Below are 19,376 nucleotides of genomic sequence, written 5' to 3' on the forward strand. Positions count from 1 at the left end.
GTGTTTATTGTCGTTTGGAAATTTCATCTCTAATGTGTGCCGCCTTTTCGTAGTCTTCATTTGCTACAGCTTCATCAAGCATGTTTTGAAGTTCTTGTATGGTTTTACCCTGATAGTTTTCGCGTTGTGCACTAGGTTCCATTTCGTTTGCTAGTAAATCATCAACTAAAATACTATCTTCTTTAGGCTTGTCTTCTTCATCTTTAGCAGGATTTACTTTTAGGTAAATACCGGCTTTATCAAGTATGTTTTTATAGGTGAAAATAGGCGCATCAAAGCGAAGCGCTAAGGCAATAGCATCACTAGTTCTGGCATCAATTATTTCTTCAATTTTATCGCGTTCGCAAATTAAACTAGAATAAAAAACACCATCTACCAATTTATGGATGATGACTTGTTTAACTACAATGTCAAATCTATCGGCAAAATTTTTAAATAAATCGTGAGTTAAGGGTCTTGGAGGTCTAATTTCCTTTTCTAAAGCAATGGCTATAGATTGTGCTTCAAAAGCGCCAATAACTATAGGGAGTTTTCTATCTCCTTCTACTTCGTTTAATATCAATGCATAAGCGCCATTTTGGGTTTGGCTATATGAAATCCCCTTAATATTTAATCTAACTAAACTCATAATTTATGAAAAGACAAAGAACTGTTTAAATTCGGAATTTACCAACTGCCTAAGGCAGATTTAATATAATTGTGCCAAATTAACCAGTTCTTTGAAAATACAAGTTATAAAAAAAATTATTGATTTGCTTTAAAAGCTTTTAATTTTTCTATGAGTTCTGGAACCACAGTAAAAGCATCACCCACTACACCGTAATCTGCTGCTTTAAAGAAAGGAGCTTCGGGGTCGGTATTAATTACTAATTTTACTTTAGAGGCATTTACACCTGCCAAATGTTGTATAGCACCAGATATACCAATAGCAATGTAAAGGTTAGAGGCTACGGGTTTACCAGTTTGCCCTACGTGCTCTCCATGAGGTCTCCAGCCTAAATCTGATACGGGTTTAGAGCATGCTGTTGCAGCTCCAAGTACATCGGCTAATTCTTCAATCATGCCCCAATTTTCTGGTCCTTTTAAACCGCGCCCGCCAGATACAACAATATCGGCATCGGCAATGGTTACTTTATCGGTTACTTTATCAACCGATTGTACTTTTACATCAGATTCTAGAATTGAAGGCGAAAAATCTTCCGCAGAAGCCTCGCCACTAGTTTCTACCAACCCAAAAGCATTGCTAGAAACGCCAATAATTTTTACTTCGGTATTAATTTGCGATACTTCAAAAGCTTTGTTGGTAAAAGCATTTCGTTTTACTGTAAATGGCGATGTGCTGCTAGGAGCTTCAATAACATTGGAAGCATAACCCGCATTAAGGTTCACTGCTAAAAGCGGTGCTATGTATTTACTGTCTGCACTTGAGCTTAAAATAACCACTTGCGAACTTTCTTTTTCTGCTGCTTGTTTTATAACATCGGCATATATTTTGGCGTTAAACGCTTGTAAGGCCTCGTTTGAAATGTTTAAAACTTTATCAACACCATATTTTGCAAGTTCTGATGTGTTATTGGTATTTATAGTTACCGCTGTAACTGATGTTCCTAGTTTATCGGCAACTGCTTTGGCATAAGATGCTACTTCTAAAGCGCCTTTTTTTAATGTGCCTTGATCTGATTCTGTATATACTAAAACTGACATGTCTTTCTTTTAAAAATTGATTAAATCACCTTAGCTTCGTTATGAAGTAAGTTAATTAACTCATCTAAGTTATCTTCTGAAACTAATTTAACCGCACCTTTAGGGGCTGGTTTTTCAAACTTAACCGATGTGGTTTCGGGGTTAGACTCAACAGGTTCTGCCACTGTTAAAGGTTTTTTACGCGCCATCATAATGCCACGCATATTGGGGATGCGTAAATCACTTTCTTCTACCAAACCTTTTTGACCGCCAATAACAAGCGGTAATGTGGCAGAAATGGTTTCTTTACCACCATCTATTTCTCTGGTAGCAGTAGTTGTAGTACCTTCAACTTCTAAACCAATGCAATTGTTTACAAAATTGGCGTTAATTAATCCAGCAATCATGCCAGGAACCATACCTCCGTTATAATCAATAGATTCTCTTCCGGCAATAATTAAATCAAAGTTACCATCAGTAGCTACTTTAGCTAATTGTTTTGCTACTGTAAAGCCGTCTGTTGCTTCTGTATTTACACGTATGGCAGCATCAGCACCAATAGCTAATGCTTTTCGTAATGTAGGTTCAGTTTCAGGGCCTCCAACGTTTACAACGGTAATGTTGGCGCCTTGTTTTTCTTTAAACCACATGGCTCGGGTTAAACCAAATTCATCATTTGGATTGATAACAAATTGTACGCCGTTAGTGTCAAATTTGGTGTCACCATCAGTAAAATTTATCTTCGAGGTGGTATCTGGAACATGGCTAATACACACTAATATCTTCATAATCTCTAGGTTTAGATGGAAAATTTTTAACGGCTACGAAGGTAATTATTTTATTTTGAAAAAGTACTATGCATGCATAATAAATTTTAAACAATTCTTATTTCAGCTTAACGCTTTTATTGTTATTTTTGCTTTCTCAATAAAATAATTTTAATGAAGACAATTCAATTTAGAGAGGCTGTTTGTGAAGCTATGAGCGAAGAAATGCGCAGAGACGAAAGTGTGTATTTAATGGGTGAAGAAGTAGCAGAATATAACGGTGCCTACAAAGCATCAAAAGGGATGTTAGATGAATTTGGGCCAAAGCGTGTTATTGATACACCAATTGCAGAACTTGGTTTTGCAGGTATAGCAGTGGGGTCTACTATGACAGGGAATAGACCAATTGTTGAATACATGACCTTTAATTTCTCGTTGGTTGGAATTGATCAAATTATAAACAACGCAGCAAAAATAAGACAAATGTCTGGAGGACAGTTTAAATGTCCTATTGTGTTCCGTGGTCCAACTGCTTCTGCGGGTCAGTTAGGTGCTACGCACTCGCAAGCTTTTGAAAATTGGTTTGCTAACACACCAGGTCTAAAAGTGGTGGTGCCATCAAATCCAGCCGATGCGAAAGGATTATTAAAATCTGCTATCCGTGATGACGATCCTGTTATTTTTATGGAAAGTGAGCAAATGTATGGTGATAAAGGTGAAGTGCCAGAAGGTGAGTACTTAATACCAATTGGTGTAGCCGATATTAAAAGAAAGGGAGATGATGTAACCATTGTATCTTTTGGTAAAATTATTAAAGAAGCTTATAAAGCTGCTGATGAATTACAGAAAGAAGGTATTTCTTGTGAGATTATCGATTTACGTACAGTGCGCCCAATGGACAGAAAAACTATTATAGAGTCTGTTAAAAAAACAAACCGATTAGTAGTTTTAGAAGAAGCATGGCCTTTTGGTAGTGTTGCTACAGAAATTACATATTCTGTTCAAGCAGAAGCATTTGATTATTTAGATGCACCAATTGTTAAGTTAAATACCGCAGATACGCCAGCTCCGTATTCTCCAGTATTGTTAAAAGAATGGTTACCAAATCATGAAGATGTTATTAAAGCAGTAAAGAAAGTATTATACCAATAAAATAATTCTTTTTACGTTATATAAACTTCATTAGTAATTATTGCTGATGAAGTTTTTTGTATTATGAATATAAGATTACTCAGTTTACTATTTTTTTTCGTTTCCTTCACAGCACTTTCTCAAACAAAAGTTAGTGGCTATGTGTTTGATGAATATAATGAGCCTGTTTCTTTTGCTAATGTAATTTTTCAAGGGTCTACTATTGGTACAACTACCAATGAAAATGGGAAATTCTATTTAGAATCTGATGAAACTTGGGAGGCACTTACCATTTCTTTTATAGGTTATGAAACCCTTATTATTCCTCTTGAAAAAAAAGTAAATTACAATTTAAAATTTATTCTAAAAGAAGAAGCAGCCCAATTAGATGCGGTTGTTTTAATGACTGGGAAACAACCTAAAAAAAACAATCCTGCAATTGATATACTTAGAAAAATTTGGGAGCACAAACGTGATAACGGATTAAATCGTTTTAATCAATACCAATACGATAAATACGAAAAAGTAGAGTTCGATATTAATACCATAGATAGTGCTTTAATAAAAAGTAAGCTCTTTAAAGGGATGGAGTTTGTGTTTAATGAAGTAGATACCTCACGCGTTACTGGTAAAACCTACCTCCCAATGTTTATTAATGAGGCGGTTTCTAGCGTTTATGGCGATAATACTTTAAACAAAGAAAAAGAAGTACTCAAAGGAAATAAAAACTCTGGATTTAGCGATAACCAAGTAATTATAGACTTTGTAGATGATTTGTACTCAGATTTCAATGTGTACGATAATTATTTAAAGTTTTTTGATAAAAGCTTTGTGAGCCCCTTATCCAGAACCGGAATTAACACCTATAATTACGTGTTAACCGATAGTGCTTACATTGATAATAAATGGTGTTTCAATATTGTGTATTATCCGCGTCGTAAAAATGAATTGACTTTTAAAGGCGATTTTTGGGTAGCAGATACCACTTATGCGGTTAAAGAAATTAATCTACAAGCTTCTAAAAGTGCTAATATAAACTGGGTAAAAGAAATTTATATAGAACAAGAGTTTGAAGTACTAAATGATTCCATTTTCTTGGTAAAACGAGATTATATGCTAAGTGATTTTGCCTTTAATAAAAAGGAACAATCAAGAGGTATCTATGGAAAGCGAACCACTCTGTACGATAATTACAAATTTGATATTCCAAAGGATAAAAAATTCTACGACAAAGAAGTCTATAATTATAGTGAAGATGTTTTTGATAGAGACGATGAATTTTGGGAAAAGAATAGATTAGAAGCCTTAAATAAAGACGAAAAAGGGGTGTATAAAATGTTAGACACCTTAAAAACCGTTAAAAAATTTAAACGCTTGTATAATCTGGGAAGTATTTTGGCATCGGGCTACATTGAGTTTAATACATTGCCTTTAGACTATGGACCTATTTTTTCAACCTTTGGGTTTAATGATGTTGAAGGTTTACGTTTAAGAACTGGTGGTAGAACTTATTTTGGAAGAAATGACTTATGGCGATTGGAAGGCTTTTTAGCTTACGGTTTTAGAGATGACAAATTTAAATACGGTATTTCAGGAAAATGGTTGTTAGATAAAAAGAGCCGACTGATAATTTCTGGAGGAAACCGTAGAGATGTAGAACAAATAGGCGCTAGTTTAACCACTTCTACCGATGTTTTAGGTAGAAGTTTAGCCTCATCGGCAGTTATAGGAACGGGGTCTAATGACAAATTAACAACCATTAATCTTAGTAGTTTTGCTATTGAAGCAGAACCTTTTAGGAATTTGGTGCTACGTTTAGGAGGAAATTACCGTACACTAGAGTCGGCGTCGCCAACTTTTAGTTTAGACTACAATACTCCAGATGGGGTAGAATCTGAAATAAAGCAGTATGAAACCACGTTTTCAGTAGCTTATTTTCCAGGTAGAAAAATGACAGGGTTTGGAGTTGAACGCAGGCCTGCTAACGATGATTTTGCACGTTTATTTGCTCAAATTAGTCGTGGCGATAAAGGTATGTTTAATAGCGATTTTAATTATACTAAAGTACAATTGTCATATTTACAACCGTGGCAATTGGGTGGTTTTGGTAGGTTAACGTCATCTATAGAAGTTGGTAAAACTTATGGCGAAGTGCCTTTAGGGTTATTAAATGTTATTCCAGGTAACCAAACGTATTTTTCTATTTATAATACCTTTTCGCAATTAGATTTCTATGAGTTTGTATCAGATCAGTACGCTTCTTTTCATTTAGAGCATAATTTTAACGGACGCCTACTCTCTCGTATTCCGTTTTTAAGAAAGCTTAATTTGCGTGAAATTATTAGCGTTAGAGGGGTTATGGGAAGCATATCAGATGAAAATATAGCACTAAGTAATGTTCCTAGTAATCCTGCTAATTTAGAATTAGAAGCACCTCATAACGAACCGTATTACGAATACAGTTTGGGTATAGGAAACATTTTTAAAGTGTTTAGAATAGACTTTAATTTCCGTGGAAATTATAAAGACCAAACCTTATATCCTAACGCCAGAAAATTTGGGGTAACAGGAAGTTTTGGGTTTTATTTTTAAGGAATTATTTTATGAATCGAATTTGTAAGTTTAATTTAAAATATAATTGTCTGTTTTCTTTGTAGATTTCTCCAAAACCGTGACGGGAAGAACTAGCAGTGTCTAGTTTTGTATTATTTAGTAAGTAATCTTCAAATTCATTTCTGTTGTAAATGTGATAACATAACACGTCTCCATTTTCTTTTACAATTAAATATCCGCCTGTAGCGTCATATTTTCCTGTCCAAACTTTAGAAGGCATCATTCCAAGTGCAACGTCTGTAAGGAAACGTTTTATTTTGTACTCGTAGAACTTGTGTTCGTTTTGAATATCAAAATTTAATGGATTCTTTTCTGTAGTCAGGTTGACTAAATCTGTTAAATGTGAAAATTCTGTTGAATAGAAATCAAAAACGATTTTTGACAAAATTTGAGGAAGTAAACTGTCAATTAGAATTAGGTTATTTGAAAATATAGGTTTTTGAGCTTTGTAAAAATCTAAAGAGCAATTGTTTTGTAAAATGGCTTTAACTCGACCTTTTACGTCTGAGGATTCTTTGTTTCCTCTTCTTACAATTAAGGAATTTATCCTACTGATTTCTTGCGGTTTTAATGAACCATTTATTTTATAAATAAAGTTTGTTGTTCTACCAGCATTTAGTAGAGTGGAAGGACTGCCAAGTTGAGATTTTATGCTAAAACCTAAAGTTGGTTGTTGATTAGTTCTTTGGTCGTGAACAACAATTGTGATATCCGTTTTTGCAGAAGAGCTTGCTTTTAATGAAAAGCAGTTTATAGATTGCATAAAATCCTCAATTTCTGGAATAGAAAAAGTTCTTTCTTTGTTTTTCTTGATTGCATTTAAGAGAAAAAGAGCTTTGTCTTTAAATTCTGAAATTGGGATTTTCAAAATTTCCTCATTACCTGAAATTAAAATAATCTCATCTTGTATAGAGTACTCAAAATTACCATTGTTTTCGCTACGAAGTATTTTTATGATTGGATAAACTAAACCTTCTAACTTTTCAATGTCTTTGTTACCAAGAAATAATTGTTTGTCGCCTAATAATTTGAAAAGCGCATAAATTTCGCTCCATTCTCCTTTGTTACCAGTAATCATTTGCAGTTTAGTTTTTCTATAATTTTTTCTGCTGTAGCTTGAATTGCAGGGACTGCAACAGAATTTCCAAATTGTTTATATGCTTGGGCATCTGAAACTACTATTTTAAAATTATCAGGAAAACCTTGTAATCTTGCCCATTCACGTGGTGTCATTTTTCTAATTCCTTCACGATTTACTTCTCCAGAAATGTTAGTTACAGGTTTGAAGTTAGTTAACCTGTAATCTTTAACTAAATTTCTTTCTCTTCCCATTCCTCCACAAACAACAGCATTGGCAGTTCCGTCATTTGGTATGATTTCATAGCCAAATCCATTTCCTTTACTCTCGTGTCTTGCTTTATGTTTTCTTAAAGTGTCTATGTAAGTTGTGGAAAGATAATACTTAACTGAAACTTCATTTTCTTCTAAAATATCTTCTAAAACTGCTTTTTTGTTAACAGGTTTAGGGTATTTAAAGTCGGTAATTCCAGTATCTTTATGAAAACCAACAATAAAAATTCGCTCACGATTTTGTGGTACACCAAACTCTTTGGCGTTTATAATTTGTGGTTCAGGTACATAGTAACCCAAATCTTCACGAAGTACATTTAAAATTGTCGCTAATGTTTTTCCTTTGTCGTGATTTCTTAATCCTTTTACATTTTCTAGAAAAATTGCTTTTGGTTGTTTTTTCTTTATGATTTCTGCCACGTCAAAAAATAGCGTTCCTCTTGTATCTTCAAAGCCTCCACGTTTTCCAGCTATAGAAAATGCTTGGCAAGGGAAGCCTGCACAAAGAATATCAAAATTATCAGGTATATAACTCTTAGTTAGTGGTTTGGTAATATCACCAAACGGAATTTCACCAAAATTGGCTCGATATGTTTTTTTAGAATATTTATCCCATTCACTCGTGAAAACACATTTTCCTCCTAAATTTTGAAGAGCTAATCTAAACCCACCAATTCCTGCAAAAAGGTCAATAAATTTGAATGTTGGATTTTCTGGTGCTTGAAATGGAACGGAGTTTTTGTGATTAAAAATTAAATATTGTAAAGCTTCTTCTGCAACTTTTGAAGATATTTTTTTATTTGTTTTTTGATATAAGACTTCTTTTACAAAGTTAATTGCATCCTTTCTGAAGAATTGAGAAACACCATTTTTATAATTGTGTAAGTAATGAGAATAAGATGCTTGTTTGGAATTTTCAGGTTCAATAATATTTATCTCAAACAATTGTCCGTCTATGTTTTCTATTACTGTTTTCTCGTTTAGCATTTTTAATTCCAATTCAGTTTTTAGATTTGCAAGATAAGAAGTATTAGATTGTTTTTTAAACAACTATTTAAAATTAATCTTTACTGTAGAATGAATATAACATTCACAATATCAACTCTAAAAATTTCTGTAAAATAGGATTTCTGCTACTTTTATTCCAAACCACCGACAGTGTAGTTTTCTGCTTTATTCTTTTTAATTCAATAAACTTTATGCTTTTATTATCTGTTGTTGTTAATGATTCTGGTACAATAGAAATACCAAAACCATTTTCAACTAATTTGTAAATAGAACCTGCATGAATGGTATTGTGTGATACGTTTGGTGTAAAACTACTATCATCAAATATTTGCATTACTTTTTCAAAATATGAGGCGCTGTATTTGGGGTCGAAAAGAATAAATGATTCATCTTTAAGTTGCGCCATTGATTTAAAAGTATCACTCGTAACGGGATGATGTTTTGGTAGCACCAAACAAAACGACTCCTTTAAAATAGGTTTAAAAGCTAAGCCTTTTGGTACGCGTTCTAGTCGTACAAAGCCTAGGTCTAAATCAAATGCTAATAATTCCTGTATTTGGGTGTCATTATCTAATTCCTTTAGTGTAAAAACTACATTAGGTTGTTTTTCCTCAAAGTCTAAAAGTAAATTAGGAATAATATTCTGCATGGCAGAACCTACGTAGCCTAGTTTTAAATCGCCTTTTTTACCATCATGTAGTAATTTGGCATACTTTAATGTTTGGTCTAAATTTTTTAACGTAAGAGAAAGCTCTTTTTTTAAATATGTTCCAGCTTTGGTAAGTTGTACTTTGCGGTTATGACGTTCAAAAAGTGTAACTCCTAAATCATCTTCCATTTGTTTTATTTGTCGGCTCAATCCTGGTTGCGAAATAAACAAGCGTTCAGCAGCACGTCTAAAGTGTAATTCTTCGGCTACAGCCAAAAAATATTTTAGATGTCTTAACTCTAATTGATTACTCATGGTTATCAAATAATGACTAAGATAGTCTTTTTAAGCATTAAAAATAAAAATAACTTTGGTTAAGTAAAAATGCGAATAGAAATGAGTTTTAAATACGGAATAGATACACTTACAGTTAAAAAGGTTATGAACATTGCCAATGGTAAATTACAGGCTGAAATTACTCCAGAAGCAAAAGAAAAAGTAGTGGATAGCAGACGAAATGTTGATACTATTGCCAATGCCAAAAAACCAGTTTATGGAATAAATACTGGCTTTGGACCTTTATGTGATGTACAAATCACCCCCGAACAAACCAATAAATTACAAGAAAATTTACTGTTAACCCACGCTGTTGGTGTGGGTAAACCTATTGATAAGCAATTGTCAAAAATTATGATGATTTGTAAAGTGCATGCCCTATGTCAAGGGTACTCTGGTGTACGATTAAAACTTATTGAACGTATTGTGTATTTTATTGAGAATGATTTGTTACCTGTGGTGCCAGAGCAAGGTTCTGTAGGGGCTTCGGGCGATTTAGCTCCTTTGTCGCACTTGTTTTTGCCGCTAATTGGTAAAGGTGAATTTTGGGTTGGTAAGGAAACCAAACCAGCTCATGAGGTTTTAAAAACACATCAACTAAAACCTCTAGAATTAAAAGCAAAAGAAGGGCTTGGTTTAATAAACGGTACACAATTTATTTTGGCACATACCATTGTGGGTTTACATAAAATGGAATATTTATTAGACTTAGCCGATGTTGCTGGCGCCATGAGTATTGAAGGTTATCAGGGTAGCTTTTCGCCATTTAAAGATGAATTGCATAATATTAGACCCTATAAAGGCACCATAGAAGTTGCAGAACGTATGTTTATGTTGTTGTACAAATCGCAAAATGTAGATGCGCATCAAAATTGCGGACGTGTGCAAGATCCTTATTCTATGCGCTGTATTCCTCAAGTGCATGGAGCCTCTAGAAATGCCTACTATCATTTAAAAGAATTAGCCGAAATTGAAATGAATTCGGTAACCGATAATCCAATTGTTTTAAGTGAAACTGAAGCCATTTCTGGAGGAAATTTTCATGGACAACCACTTGCTATGGCTTTAGATTATAATGCAATTGCTGCTGCGGAATTAGGTAATATTTCCGATAGAAGATGCTATTTGTTGTTAGAAGGTAAGTTTGGCTTACCTAGATTATTAACCACAGGCGGAGGCGGATTAAATTCCGGATTTATGATTCCGCAGTACACTACTGCAGCTTTGGTAACCGAAAATAAATCCTTGTGTTTTCCCCCCTCGGCAGATAGTATTCCTACATCATTAGGACAAGAAGACCATGTGTCTATGGGAAGTATTTCGGGTAGAAAATTCAATCAAATTCTTGATAATCTTGAGAAAATTTTAGCCATAGAGCTAATGTATGGTGCACAAGCTTTAGAATTTAGAAGGCCCAATACCTTTTCTGATATTATTGAAGATAATTTTAAAATCATTAGAAACGAAGTCCCAAAATTAGAAGACGATAGAGCCTTAAAAGACGATATTGATAAAATGATTGGCTTGGTAAAAAGACGAGTATTCAACTTAAGATAATTAAAAATGACATTTAAAGACCAAATATTACAAGGGATTCCAAGTGCTTTACCACCTAAACAAGATTATCCAAAAGATGCAAACAGAGCACCTAAACGGAAAGATATTTTATCGGTAAAAGAAAAGCAACTTGCTATCAGGAATGCGTTGCGATATTTTCCTAAAGATTGGCATCAAGAATTGGCCCAAGAATTTGCTAATGAGCTAAATGCTTTTGGTAGAATTTACATGTATAGGTTTAAACCTAAATATAAAATGTATGCGCGACCCATTGCAGAATATCCTGCAAAAACGGTTCAGACAGCAGCTATTATGCTTATGATTCAAAATAATTTAGATCCTGCCGTAGCACAACATCCTGAAGAATTAATTACCTATGGCGGAAACGGTGCGGTATTTCAAAATTGGGCACAGTATCTATTAACCATGAAATATTTAGCTACCATGACCAATGAGCAAACTTTGCATATGTATTCTGGTCATCCTATGGGATTATTTCCTTCTTCCAAAAATGCACCACGAGTGGTGGTAACCAATGGCATGATGATTCCTAATTATTCAAAACCCGATGATTGGGAAAAATATAATGCGTTGGGCGTTACACAATACGGGCAAATGACTGCGGGATCGTTTATGTATATTGGTCCGCAAGGTATTGTACACGGTACAACCATTACGGTGATGAATGCCTTCAGAAAAATTTTAAAACCAAACGAAACTTCCAACGGGAAAATATTTTTAACGGCTGGATTGGGGGGGATGAGTGGGGCACAACCCAAAGCCGGAAATATTGCAGGATGTATTACGGTTTGTGCCGAAGTAAACCCAAAAGCGGCTACAAAACGCTATGAACAAGGTTGGGTAGATGTGCTTGTTCATAATCTTGATGATTTGGTAAATCGCGTTAAGCAAGCACAAACAGATAATGAAGTGGTGTCTATTGCTTTTATAGGTAATGTGGTTGAGGTTTGGGAGCGGTTTTATGAAGAGGATATATTTATTCATGTAGGCTCCGATCAAACCTCGCTTCATATTCCATGGACAGGAGGTTATTATCCTGTTGGTGTGTCTTACGAAGCATCTAATAGAATGATTAGAGAAGAACCTGAGCTCTTCAAACAAAAGGTGCAAGAATCCTTAAGAAGACATGCAGCAGCCATAAATAAGCACGCCAAAAAAGGCACGTATTTTTTTGACTATGGTAACGCCTTTTTGTTAGAAGCTTCGCGTGCTGGTGCAGATGTTATGGCGGAAAATGGCATCGATTTTAAATACCCATCTTATGTGCAAGATATTTTAGGACCTATGTGTTTTGATTATGGTTTTGGACCGTTTCGTTGGGTGTGTACTTCGGGAAAAGCAGAAGATTTAGATAAAACAGATGCCATTGCTGCCGAGGTTTTACAGGGTATTATGAAGCATTCGCCAGCAGAAATTCAACAGCAAATGCAAGATAATATTACCTGGATAAAAGATGCTAAGAAAAACAAGATGGTAGTGGGCTCGCAAGCACGTATTTTATATGCAGATGCCGAAGGTAGAATGAAAATTGCAAAAGCGTTTAATAATGCAATAGCTAAAGGTGATATTGGACCTGTAGTTTTAGGTAGAGATCATCACGATGTAAGCGGTACCGATTCTCCGTTTAGGGAAACCTCTAATATTTACGATGGCAGTAAATTTACAGCAGATATGGCTATTCAAAATGTAATTGGCGATAGTTTTAGAGGTGCCACTTGGGTGTCTATTCACAATGGTGGTGGTGTTGGTTGGGGTGAAGTAATTAATGGTGGTTTTGGAATGGTGTTAGATGGTACACAAGAGGCCGAAGCACGTTTAAAAAGCATGTTGTTTTATGATGTAAATAACGGTATAGCAAGACGAAGTTGGGCAAGAAATAATGAGGCTATGTTTGCCATTAAGCGTGAAATGGAACGTACACCAAATTTAAAAATAACTTTACCTAACTTAGTAGACGATAACATTATAAATAAATTGTTTTAATGGCAATATTATTCAAAAATATAAAAGAATTACTTCAGGTTAGAAACGAACCTGTTCAGTTTGTTTCTGGAAAAGAGATGGCTATTTTACCTACTATAAAAAATGCATTTTTATTAGTTGAAAACGGACTCATTGCAGATTTTGGAAGTATGAATTCTTGTCCTAAAGGTGCATTTAAAGAGGTTATTGATTGCACAGGAAAAATGCTTATGCCCACTTGGTGCGATTCTCATACGCATTTGGTGTACGCAGGCAACAGAGAAAGCGAGTTTGTAGATAGAATTAAAGGGTTAACCTACGAAGAGATTGCTACAAAAGGGGGAGGTATTTTAAATTCAGCAAAAACTTTACAAAACACTTCTGAAGATGAGTTATACAATCAAAGTAAAGTAAGGTTAGAAGAAATTATTAGTTTAGGTACGGGGGCTGTTGAAATAAAATCGGGCTACGGATTAACAAAAGAATCCGAATTAAAAATGCTTCGGGTTATCAAAAAGCTAAATGAAAATTATCCTATTGAAATTAAAGCCACGTTTTTAGGGGCGCATGCTTTACCAAAGTCATATCAAAATACAACAAGCTATATCGATTATGTTATCAATGAAATTTTGCCAATCGTTTCACAAGAAAATCTAGCTCAATTTATAGATGTGTTTTGTGAAACAGGTTATTTTTCGATTAATGATACTGAGCGTTTACTAAAAGCTGGAAAGCAATACGGTTTAATTCCTAAAATCCATGTGAATCAATTCACTGCTATTGGCGGCGTGCAAGTGGGGGTTAAATATAATGCGTTATCGGTAGATCATTTAGAAGAAATGCGAGTTGAAGATATTAATGCTTTAAAAAACACTAAAACCATGCCTGTAGCATTACCGGGTTGTTCTTTCTTTTTAAGCATTCCTTATACACCCGCTAGAACAATGATAGATGAAGGGTTGCCTTTGGCTTTGGCAACCGATTATAATCCAGGATCCTCACCTTCGGGGAATATGAATTTTGCAGTGTCTTCGGCTTGTGTAAAAATGAAAATAACACCAGAAGAAGCTATAAATGCGGCTACAATAAATGGTGCTTATGCTATGGGGCTTCAAAATAAAGTAGGTTCTATAACCAAAGGGAAAATGGCTAACTTAATAGTTACTAAACCAATTAATTCGTACGGATTTATACCATATGCTTTTGGAGAAAATAAAGTTGAAAAGGTGTATTTAAAGGGAGTAGAAGTTTCTAATGAAGGCTTTTTATAAAAAAAAAACATGTAAATATTTTGGTGAGAATTGAGAATATCAGAATAAGAAGTAAAATATAGATACGCTTTTTGTAAAAGCATGTTTTATTTTATGTTTTAGTTAAGCTTTTGTAAAAAGATAAAAATGTACGAATTTATTGTTGTTAAAAGCATATCTCTTCAGTACATTTGTATCCCAAATATATAATATATTATGAGTAAGAAAAAAGACTTAACATTTGATGTTTTAATTGAAATACCTAAAGGAAGTAGAAATAAATATGAATACGATTTTACGTTGAATAAAATTCGTTTTGATCGTACATTATTTTCTTCTATGATGTATCCTGGTGACTATGGTTTTATTCCAGAAACATTGGCTTTAGATCATGACCCATTAGATGTTTTAGTTTTATCAACAGAGCCATCTTACCCAATGGTGGTAATGGAAGTAAGACCAGTAGGTGTGTTTCATATGACTGATGAAAAAGGACCAGATGAAAAAATAATTTGTGTGCCAGTTTCAGATCCTGTTTGGAGTCAACGAAGTGATATAGCAGATTTAAACCCTCATAGATTAAAAGAAATTGAACATTTCTTTCAGGTTTACAAAGATTTAGAGAAAAAGAAAGTAGATGTTGGTGGATGGGGAAATGCTGCAGAAGCTATAAAAATTTACAAAGAATGTGTAGATCGTTATGATAATAGCGAACACAAGAAAAAACGCACTTTCGTAATCTAAATTGTTAGGTAAAAAATAATTATCATAAAACAAAAGCCATCTTAAAATTTTAAGGTGGCTTTTGTTTTTTAAAAAGGTTACTGCACCAACAATATCTAATTTTCCACATGTAATTTTTATTAAAAAAACAAATAAAACCTAACATAAATCATAGTATTATTGATATTATAATTTATATACTATTTAAATGTTTAATCTTTAATTTATAAGGGCTTTTTTTATCACTTTTATTTTCCTATTTTTAGCTTCTCTTAGAAGAACAGACTAATCATAATAACTAATTACATATGGAAATAATAGTAGACTTTTTACCGCTTTTTGGTGTTGTTGCCTTGGCATTTGTTTTTATTAAAAGCGCTTGGGTATCTAAACAAGATCAGGGAACTGATACAATGAAAGTAATAGCTAAAAACATAGCTGATGGAGCTATGTCTTTTCTTAAAGCGGAGTATAAAATATTATCAATTTTTGTTATAGCTGTAGCCGTCTTATTATATTTTAAAGGAACAAATGAAGCAGGCTCTAACGGCATGGTGGCTGTATCATTTATTGTAGGTGCTATATGTTCTGCTTTAGCTGGATTTATAGGAATGAAAGTAGCTACCAAAGCTAATGTTAGAACTACAAGTGCTGCTAGAACATCTCTTGGAAAAGCGTTAGAAGTAGCTTTTGCAGGAGGTGCTGTAATGGGTCTTGGTGTTGTAGGTTTAGGTGTTTTAGGGCTTAGTGGACTATTTATGATTTATAGCGAAATGGGTTGGGGCATCAATGAAGTACTTAATGTGCTTTCAGGGTTTTCGCTAGGAGCGTCATCTATTGCCCTATTTGCGCGTGTTGGTGGTGGTATTTATACTAAGGCTGCCGATGTTGGTGCCGATTTAGTAGGTAAGGTAGAAGCTGGTATTCCTGAGGATCACCCATTAAATCCTGCAACAATTGCAGATAACGTAGGTGATAATGTTGGTGATGTTGCTGGTATGGGAGCTGATTTATTTGAATCTTATGTAGGTTCTATCATCGGTACCATGGTTTTAGGAGCGTTAATTACTACCGGAAATTTTGATGGTTTAGGCGCTGTATATTTACCATTGGTTTTAGCTGCGGTGGGTATTATTATGTCCATTATAGGAACGTTTTTTGTAAAGGTTAAAGATGGTGGTTCTCCTCATAAAGCTTTAAATCTTGGTGAATTTGGTTCTGCTATTCTAATGGTAATAGCTTCTTATTTTATTATCGATATTATGCTTGAAGGCACTACGGGTTTACCAAATGGTTCTACAGGTGTTTTTATTGCTGTAATAGCTGGTTTAATAGCTGGTTTAGCGGTTGGTAAAATAACAGAATATTATACAGGAACTGGTAAAAAACCTGTAAATTCTATTGTTAGACAATCTGAAACTGGTGCTGCAACCAATATCATAGCAGGATTAGGAACCGGAATGATGTCTACCATGATTCCTATTATTTTAATTGCTGCAGCTATTTTGGTATCACACCATTTTGCTGGTTTATATGGTATTGCTATTGCTGCCGTTGGTATGCTTGCTAATACAGGAATTCAATTGGCTGTAGATGCTTACGGACCTATTTCTGATAATGCCGGTGGAATTGCTGAAATGGCAGAATTACCTAGTGAAGTAAGAGAACGTACTGATAAGTTGGATGCTGTAGGAAATACTACAGCAGCTATTGGTAAAGGATTTGCCATTGCATCAGCAGCTTTAACAGCTTTGGCTCTTTTTGCAGCTTTTATGGAAACGGCAGGAGTAAAATCTATTGATGTATCTCAACCAGATATTATGGCAGGATTATTAGTAGGAGGGATGTTGCCATTTGTGTTTTCAGCATTATCGATGAATGCCGTTGGTAGAGCAGCTATGGCTATGATAGAAGAGGTGCGTCGTCAGTTTAGAGATATTCCTAAACTAAAAGCAGCTCTTGAAGTTATGCGTAAATATGATTCTGATATGAGTAAAGCAACCGATGCTGATAGAAAAATATTTGATGAAGCTAATGGTGTTGCAGAATATGATAAATGTGTGGCTATTTCAACACAAGCTTCTATAAAAGAAATGGTACTACCAGGTTTGTTAGCTATTGCGGTTCCTGTTGCTGTTGGATTTATTGGTGGCGCCGAAATGTTAGGAGGCTTACTAGCTGGGGTTACTACATGTGGAGTGTTAATGGCTATTTTTCAATCTAACGCTGGTGGTGCTTGGGATAATGCTAAAAAAACTATAGAGGAACAAGGTAGAAAAGGAACTGATGCTCATAAAGCAGCTGTTGTAGGTGATACTGTTGGAGATCCGTTTAAAGATACTTCGGGGCCTTCATTAAATATCTTATTAAAATTAATGAGTGTGGTTGCTTTGGTAATTGCGCCTAGTTTAATTTCAGGTGAAGCAGTTCAAGCTTACAATGATAATAGTAATGATACTGTTGAAATGGTTGAGGTTTCAAAAGAAATTAAGGTGAATATGACTAATAATGACGATGGAACTGTAAAAGCAGTTGTTACTATGGTTACTACTGAAAACGGTGAGCAATCTACTAGTTATCAAACTTTTGAAGGTGATGAAAATAAAGTGCAAGCAAGTATTGATGCTTTGAAAAATAATGGTTAAAACCATCAACTAAACTAAATAAGACTAACTAAATTAAGAAAACCACATCGGTTCTTGTGTTAAAACAAGAAAGATGTGGTTTTTTATTTATTATTAGATTTATAAATTAAACCAACTTTTTGTAATATCTTTTTCAATAATCAGGTTAGCTTTATGAACAAACTCATTTTTTAAAGCGTAGTATTGATAGTCTTTACTCCATTCAGAGTGATTTTCTGCAACTTGTTTTATAGCATCACAAATAAAGTTAATTTCTTCATTAGTCATAGTAGGGTGAATAGACAAACGTATCCAACCTGGGCGTTCTATTAAACAGCCTTCAAGTATCTTTTTTTCTATTGATTTTGATGTATGTTGGTCAACATTAAGCAGATAATGTCCGTAAGTACCAGCACAACTACAACCGCCACGAGTTTGTACTCCAAACCTATCGTTTAAAAGTTTTACTACTAAATTATAGTGTACATCATCAATATAAAATGAGAATACCCCTAAGCGGTCTTTGTGGTTAGGAGCTAATATTTTAAGGTTGGGTATTTCTGTGAGTTTTTCAAAAATAATGCTATTTAATTCGTGCTCTCTTTCTAAAATATTTTGTACACCCATTGTTTCTTTTAGTTGAATAGAAAGCGCAATTTTAATAGCTTGTAAAAAACCGGGAGTACCTCCATCTTCTCGGGTTTCAATATCATCAATATAATCATGGTCGCCCCAGGGGTTTGTGTAAGATACAGTACCACCACCAGGGTTATCTGGTACCAAATTTTTATATAATTTTTTATTGAATATTAAGACTCCTGAAGCTCCTGGTCCACCTAAAAACTTATGCGGAGAAAAGGTGACAGCATCTAAATACTCATCTTTATTCTCTGGATGCATATCAATATTAACATAAGGAGCAGAACATGCAAAATCTACAAAACAAAGTCCATTGTTTTCATGCATTATTCTAGAAATATCGTAGTAATTAGTTCTTATACCAGTTACATTAGAGCATCCCGTGATTGCTGCTATTTTTATGGGACATTCTTTATATTTTTCAATGAGTTGCTTTAAGTTTTCTGTACAGGGTAAGCCTGCTTTGTTTGAGGCTATAACTTCTACTTTAGCAATGGTTTCTAACCACGAAGTTTGGTTAGAGTGGTGTTCCATATGAGATACAAAAATGACGGGTCTTTTTTCTTCAGGAATAACCGTGTGATCTTTTAAATTCTCATTGAGTTTAATGCCTAAAATGCGCTGAAATTTATTGATAGCACCCGTCATGCCTGTGCCTACCGTGATAAGTACATCATCTTTTGAGGCGTTTACGTGTTTTTTTATGATGTTTCTTGCCTTGTGGTAGGCTAGTGTCATAGCAGATCCTGTAATGGAGGTTTCTGTGTGTGTGTTAGCTACAAAGGGACCAATTTCATTAAGGATTTTTTCTTCTATAGGGCGATACAATCTGCCACTTGCTGTCCAATCGGCATATATAATTTTTTTTCTGCCGTAAGGCGATTCAAAAAATTGATTGTTGCCAATGGTGTTTTCTCTAAAGGGTGCAAAATAAGCTTCTAAATTGGTGTTTTTTTGAAGTTTAGAATCAAATCCTTTTGCTGTAACATTCATAATTAGATTTATTTTTATGAAAAAATCACTTTAGTTATTTAATTGATGCTTATACAACAATTAAGGTAGT

General features: G+C 34.3%; 14 protein-coding genes. 7 read left to right on the top strand and 7 right to left on the bottom strand.

Annotated elements, in window-relative coordinates; translation table 11 throughout:
- Positions 1-4: 4 nt before the first annotated feature.
- The 3 genes from BWZ22_RS08775 to BWZ22_RS08785 all read right to left on the bottom strand — a co-directional run bounded on the left by BWZ22_RS08775 (position 5) and on the right by BWZ22_RS08785 (position 2,471).
- On the bottom strand, positions 5-628 hold the full coding sequence (locus BWZ22_RS08775; protein WP_076699396.1) for a bifunctional nuclease family protein: 624 nt from the start codon (positions 626-628) through the stop codon (positions 5-7).
- A gap of 116 nt (positions 629-744) precedes the next feature.
- Complete coding sequence (locus BWZ22_RS08780; protein WP_076699398.1) at positions 745-1,704, bottom strand: electron transfer flavoprotein subunit alpha/FixB family protein; 960 nt, start codon at positions 1,702-1,704, stop codon at positions 745-747.
- A gap of 20 nt (positions 1,705-1,724) precedes the next feature.
- Positions 1,725-2,471 (bottom strand): electron transfer flavoprotein subunit beta/FixA family protein, encoded by a 747-nt coding sequence (locus tag BWZ22_RS08785; RefSeq protein WP_076699400.1) that lies wholly within the window; start codon positions 2,469-2,471, stop codon positions 1,725-1,727.
- A 153-nt stretch (positions 2,472-2,624) separates the two neighbouring features.
- On the opposite strand from BWZ22_RS08785, the gene BWZ22_RS08790 reads away from it, so the two are divergent.
- Together BWZ22_RS08790 and BWZ22_RS08795 are read left to right on the top strand one after the other, a co-directional pair.
- Positions 2,625-3,602 (top strand): pyruvate dehydrogenase complex E1 component subunit beta, encoded by a 978-nt coding sequence (locus BWZ22_RS08790; RefSeq protein ID WP_076699402.1) that lies wholly within the window; start codon positions 2,625-2,627, stop codon positions 3,600-3,602.
- Between the two features lie 63 nt (positions 3,603-3,665).
- On the top strand, positions 3,666-6,173 hold the full coding sequence (locus BWZ22_RS08795) for a DUF5686 and carboxypeptidase-like regulatory domain-containing protein (protein ID WP_076699404.1): 2,508 nt from the start codon (positions 3,666-3,668) through the stop codon (positions 6,171-6,173).
- A 4-nt stretch (positions 6,174-6,177) separates the two neighbouring features.
- Here the strand turns inward: BWZ22_RS08795 and BWZ22_RS08800 are convergent, their stop codons facing one another.
- The 3 genes from BWZ22_RS08800 to BWZ22_RS08810 form a co-directional block, all read right to left on the bottom strand.
- Positions 6,178-7,272: an HpaII family restriction endonuclease gene (locus tag BWZ22_RS08800; RefSeq protein WP_076699406.1), complete on the bottom strand. Its 1,095-nt coding sequence runs from the start codon at positions 7,270-7,272 to the stop codon at positions 6,178-6,180.
- Positions 7,269-8,531, bottom strand: coding sequence for a DNA cytosine methyltransferase (locus BWZ22_RS08805; protein ID WP_076702393.1), 1,263 nt, complete (start codon positions 8,529-8,531; stop codon positions 7,269-7,271). Before BWZ22_RS08805 ends, BWZ22_RS08800 begins: the two co-directional genes overlap by 4 nt.
- Before the next feature lie 103 nt (positions 8,532-8,634).
- Positions 8,635-9,516, bottom strand: coding sequence for a LysR family transcriptional regulator (locus tag BWZ22_RS08810; RefSeq protein WP_076699408.1), 882 nt, complete (start codon positions 9,514-9,516; stop codon positions 8,635-8,637).
- 81 nt (positions 9,517-9,597) lie between these two features.
- On the opposite strand from BWZ22_RS08810, the gene hutH reads away from it, so the two are divergent.
- From hutH to BWZ22_RS08835, 5 genes are all read left to right on the top strand, one after another.
- Positions 9,598-11,094: a histidine ammonia-lyase gene (hutH, locus tag BWZ22_RS08815; protein WP_076699409.1), complete on the top strand. Its 1,497-nt coding sequence runs from the start codon at positions 9,598-9,600 to the stop codon at positions 11,092-11,094.
- 6 nt (positions 11,095-11,100) lie between these two features.
- Positions 11,101-13,098, top strand: a complete 1,998-nt coding sequence (locus tag BWZ22_RS08820) for a urocanate hydratase (protein ID WP_076699411.1) — start codon at positions 11,101-11,103, stop codon at positions 13,096-13,098.
- Positions 13,098-14,348 carry an imidazolonepropionase gene (gene hutI / locus BWZ22_RS08825; RefSeq protein WP_076699413.1) on the top strand — a complete coding sequence of 417 codons (1,251 nt, stop codon included), beginning with the start codon at positions 13,098-13,100 and terminating at the stop codon, positions 14,346-14,348. Before BWZ22_RS08820 ends, hutI begins: the two co-directional genes overlap by 1 nt.
- A gap of 195 nt (positions 14,349-14,543) precedes the next feature.
- Entirely contained in the window at positions 14,544-15,071 is a 528-nt protein-coding gene (locus BWZ22_RS08830) for an inorganic diphosphatase (RefSeq protein WP_076699415.1), read from the top strand.
- A gap of 287 nt (positions 15,072-15,358) precedes the next feature.
- Entirely contained in the window at positions 15,359-17,695 is a 2,337-nt protein-coding gene (locus BWZ22_RS08835; RefSeq protein WP_076699417.1) for a sodium-translocating pyrophosphatase, read from the top strand.
- A gap of 99 nt (positions 17,696-17,794) precedes the next feature.
- Here BWZ22_RS08835 and BWZ22_RS08840 read toward each other — a convergent pair whose 3' ends face one another.
- Entirely contained in the window at positions 17,795-19,306 is a 1,512-nt protein-coding gene (locus BWZ22_RS08840; RefSeq protein WP_076699419.1) for an aminotransferase class V-fold PLP-dependent enzyme, read from the bottom strand.
- Positions 19,307-19,376: the final 70 nt, after the last annotated feature.

Source organism: Seonamhaeicola sp. S2-3 (assembly GCF_001971785.1).
Lineage (GTDB): Bacteria > Bacteroidota > Bacteroidia > Flavobacteriales > Flavobacteriaceae > Seonamhaeicola.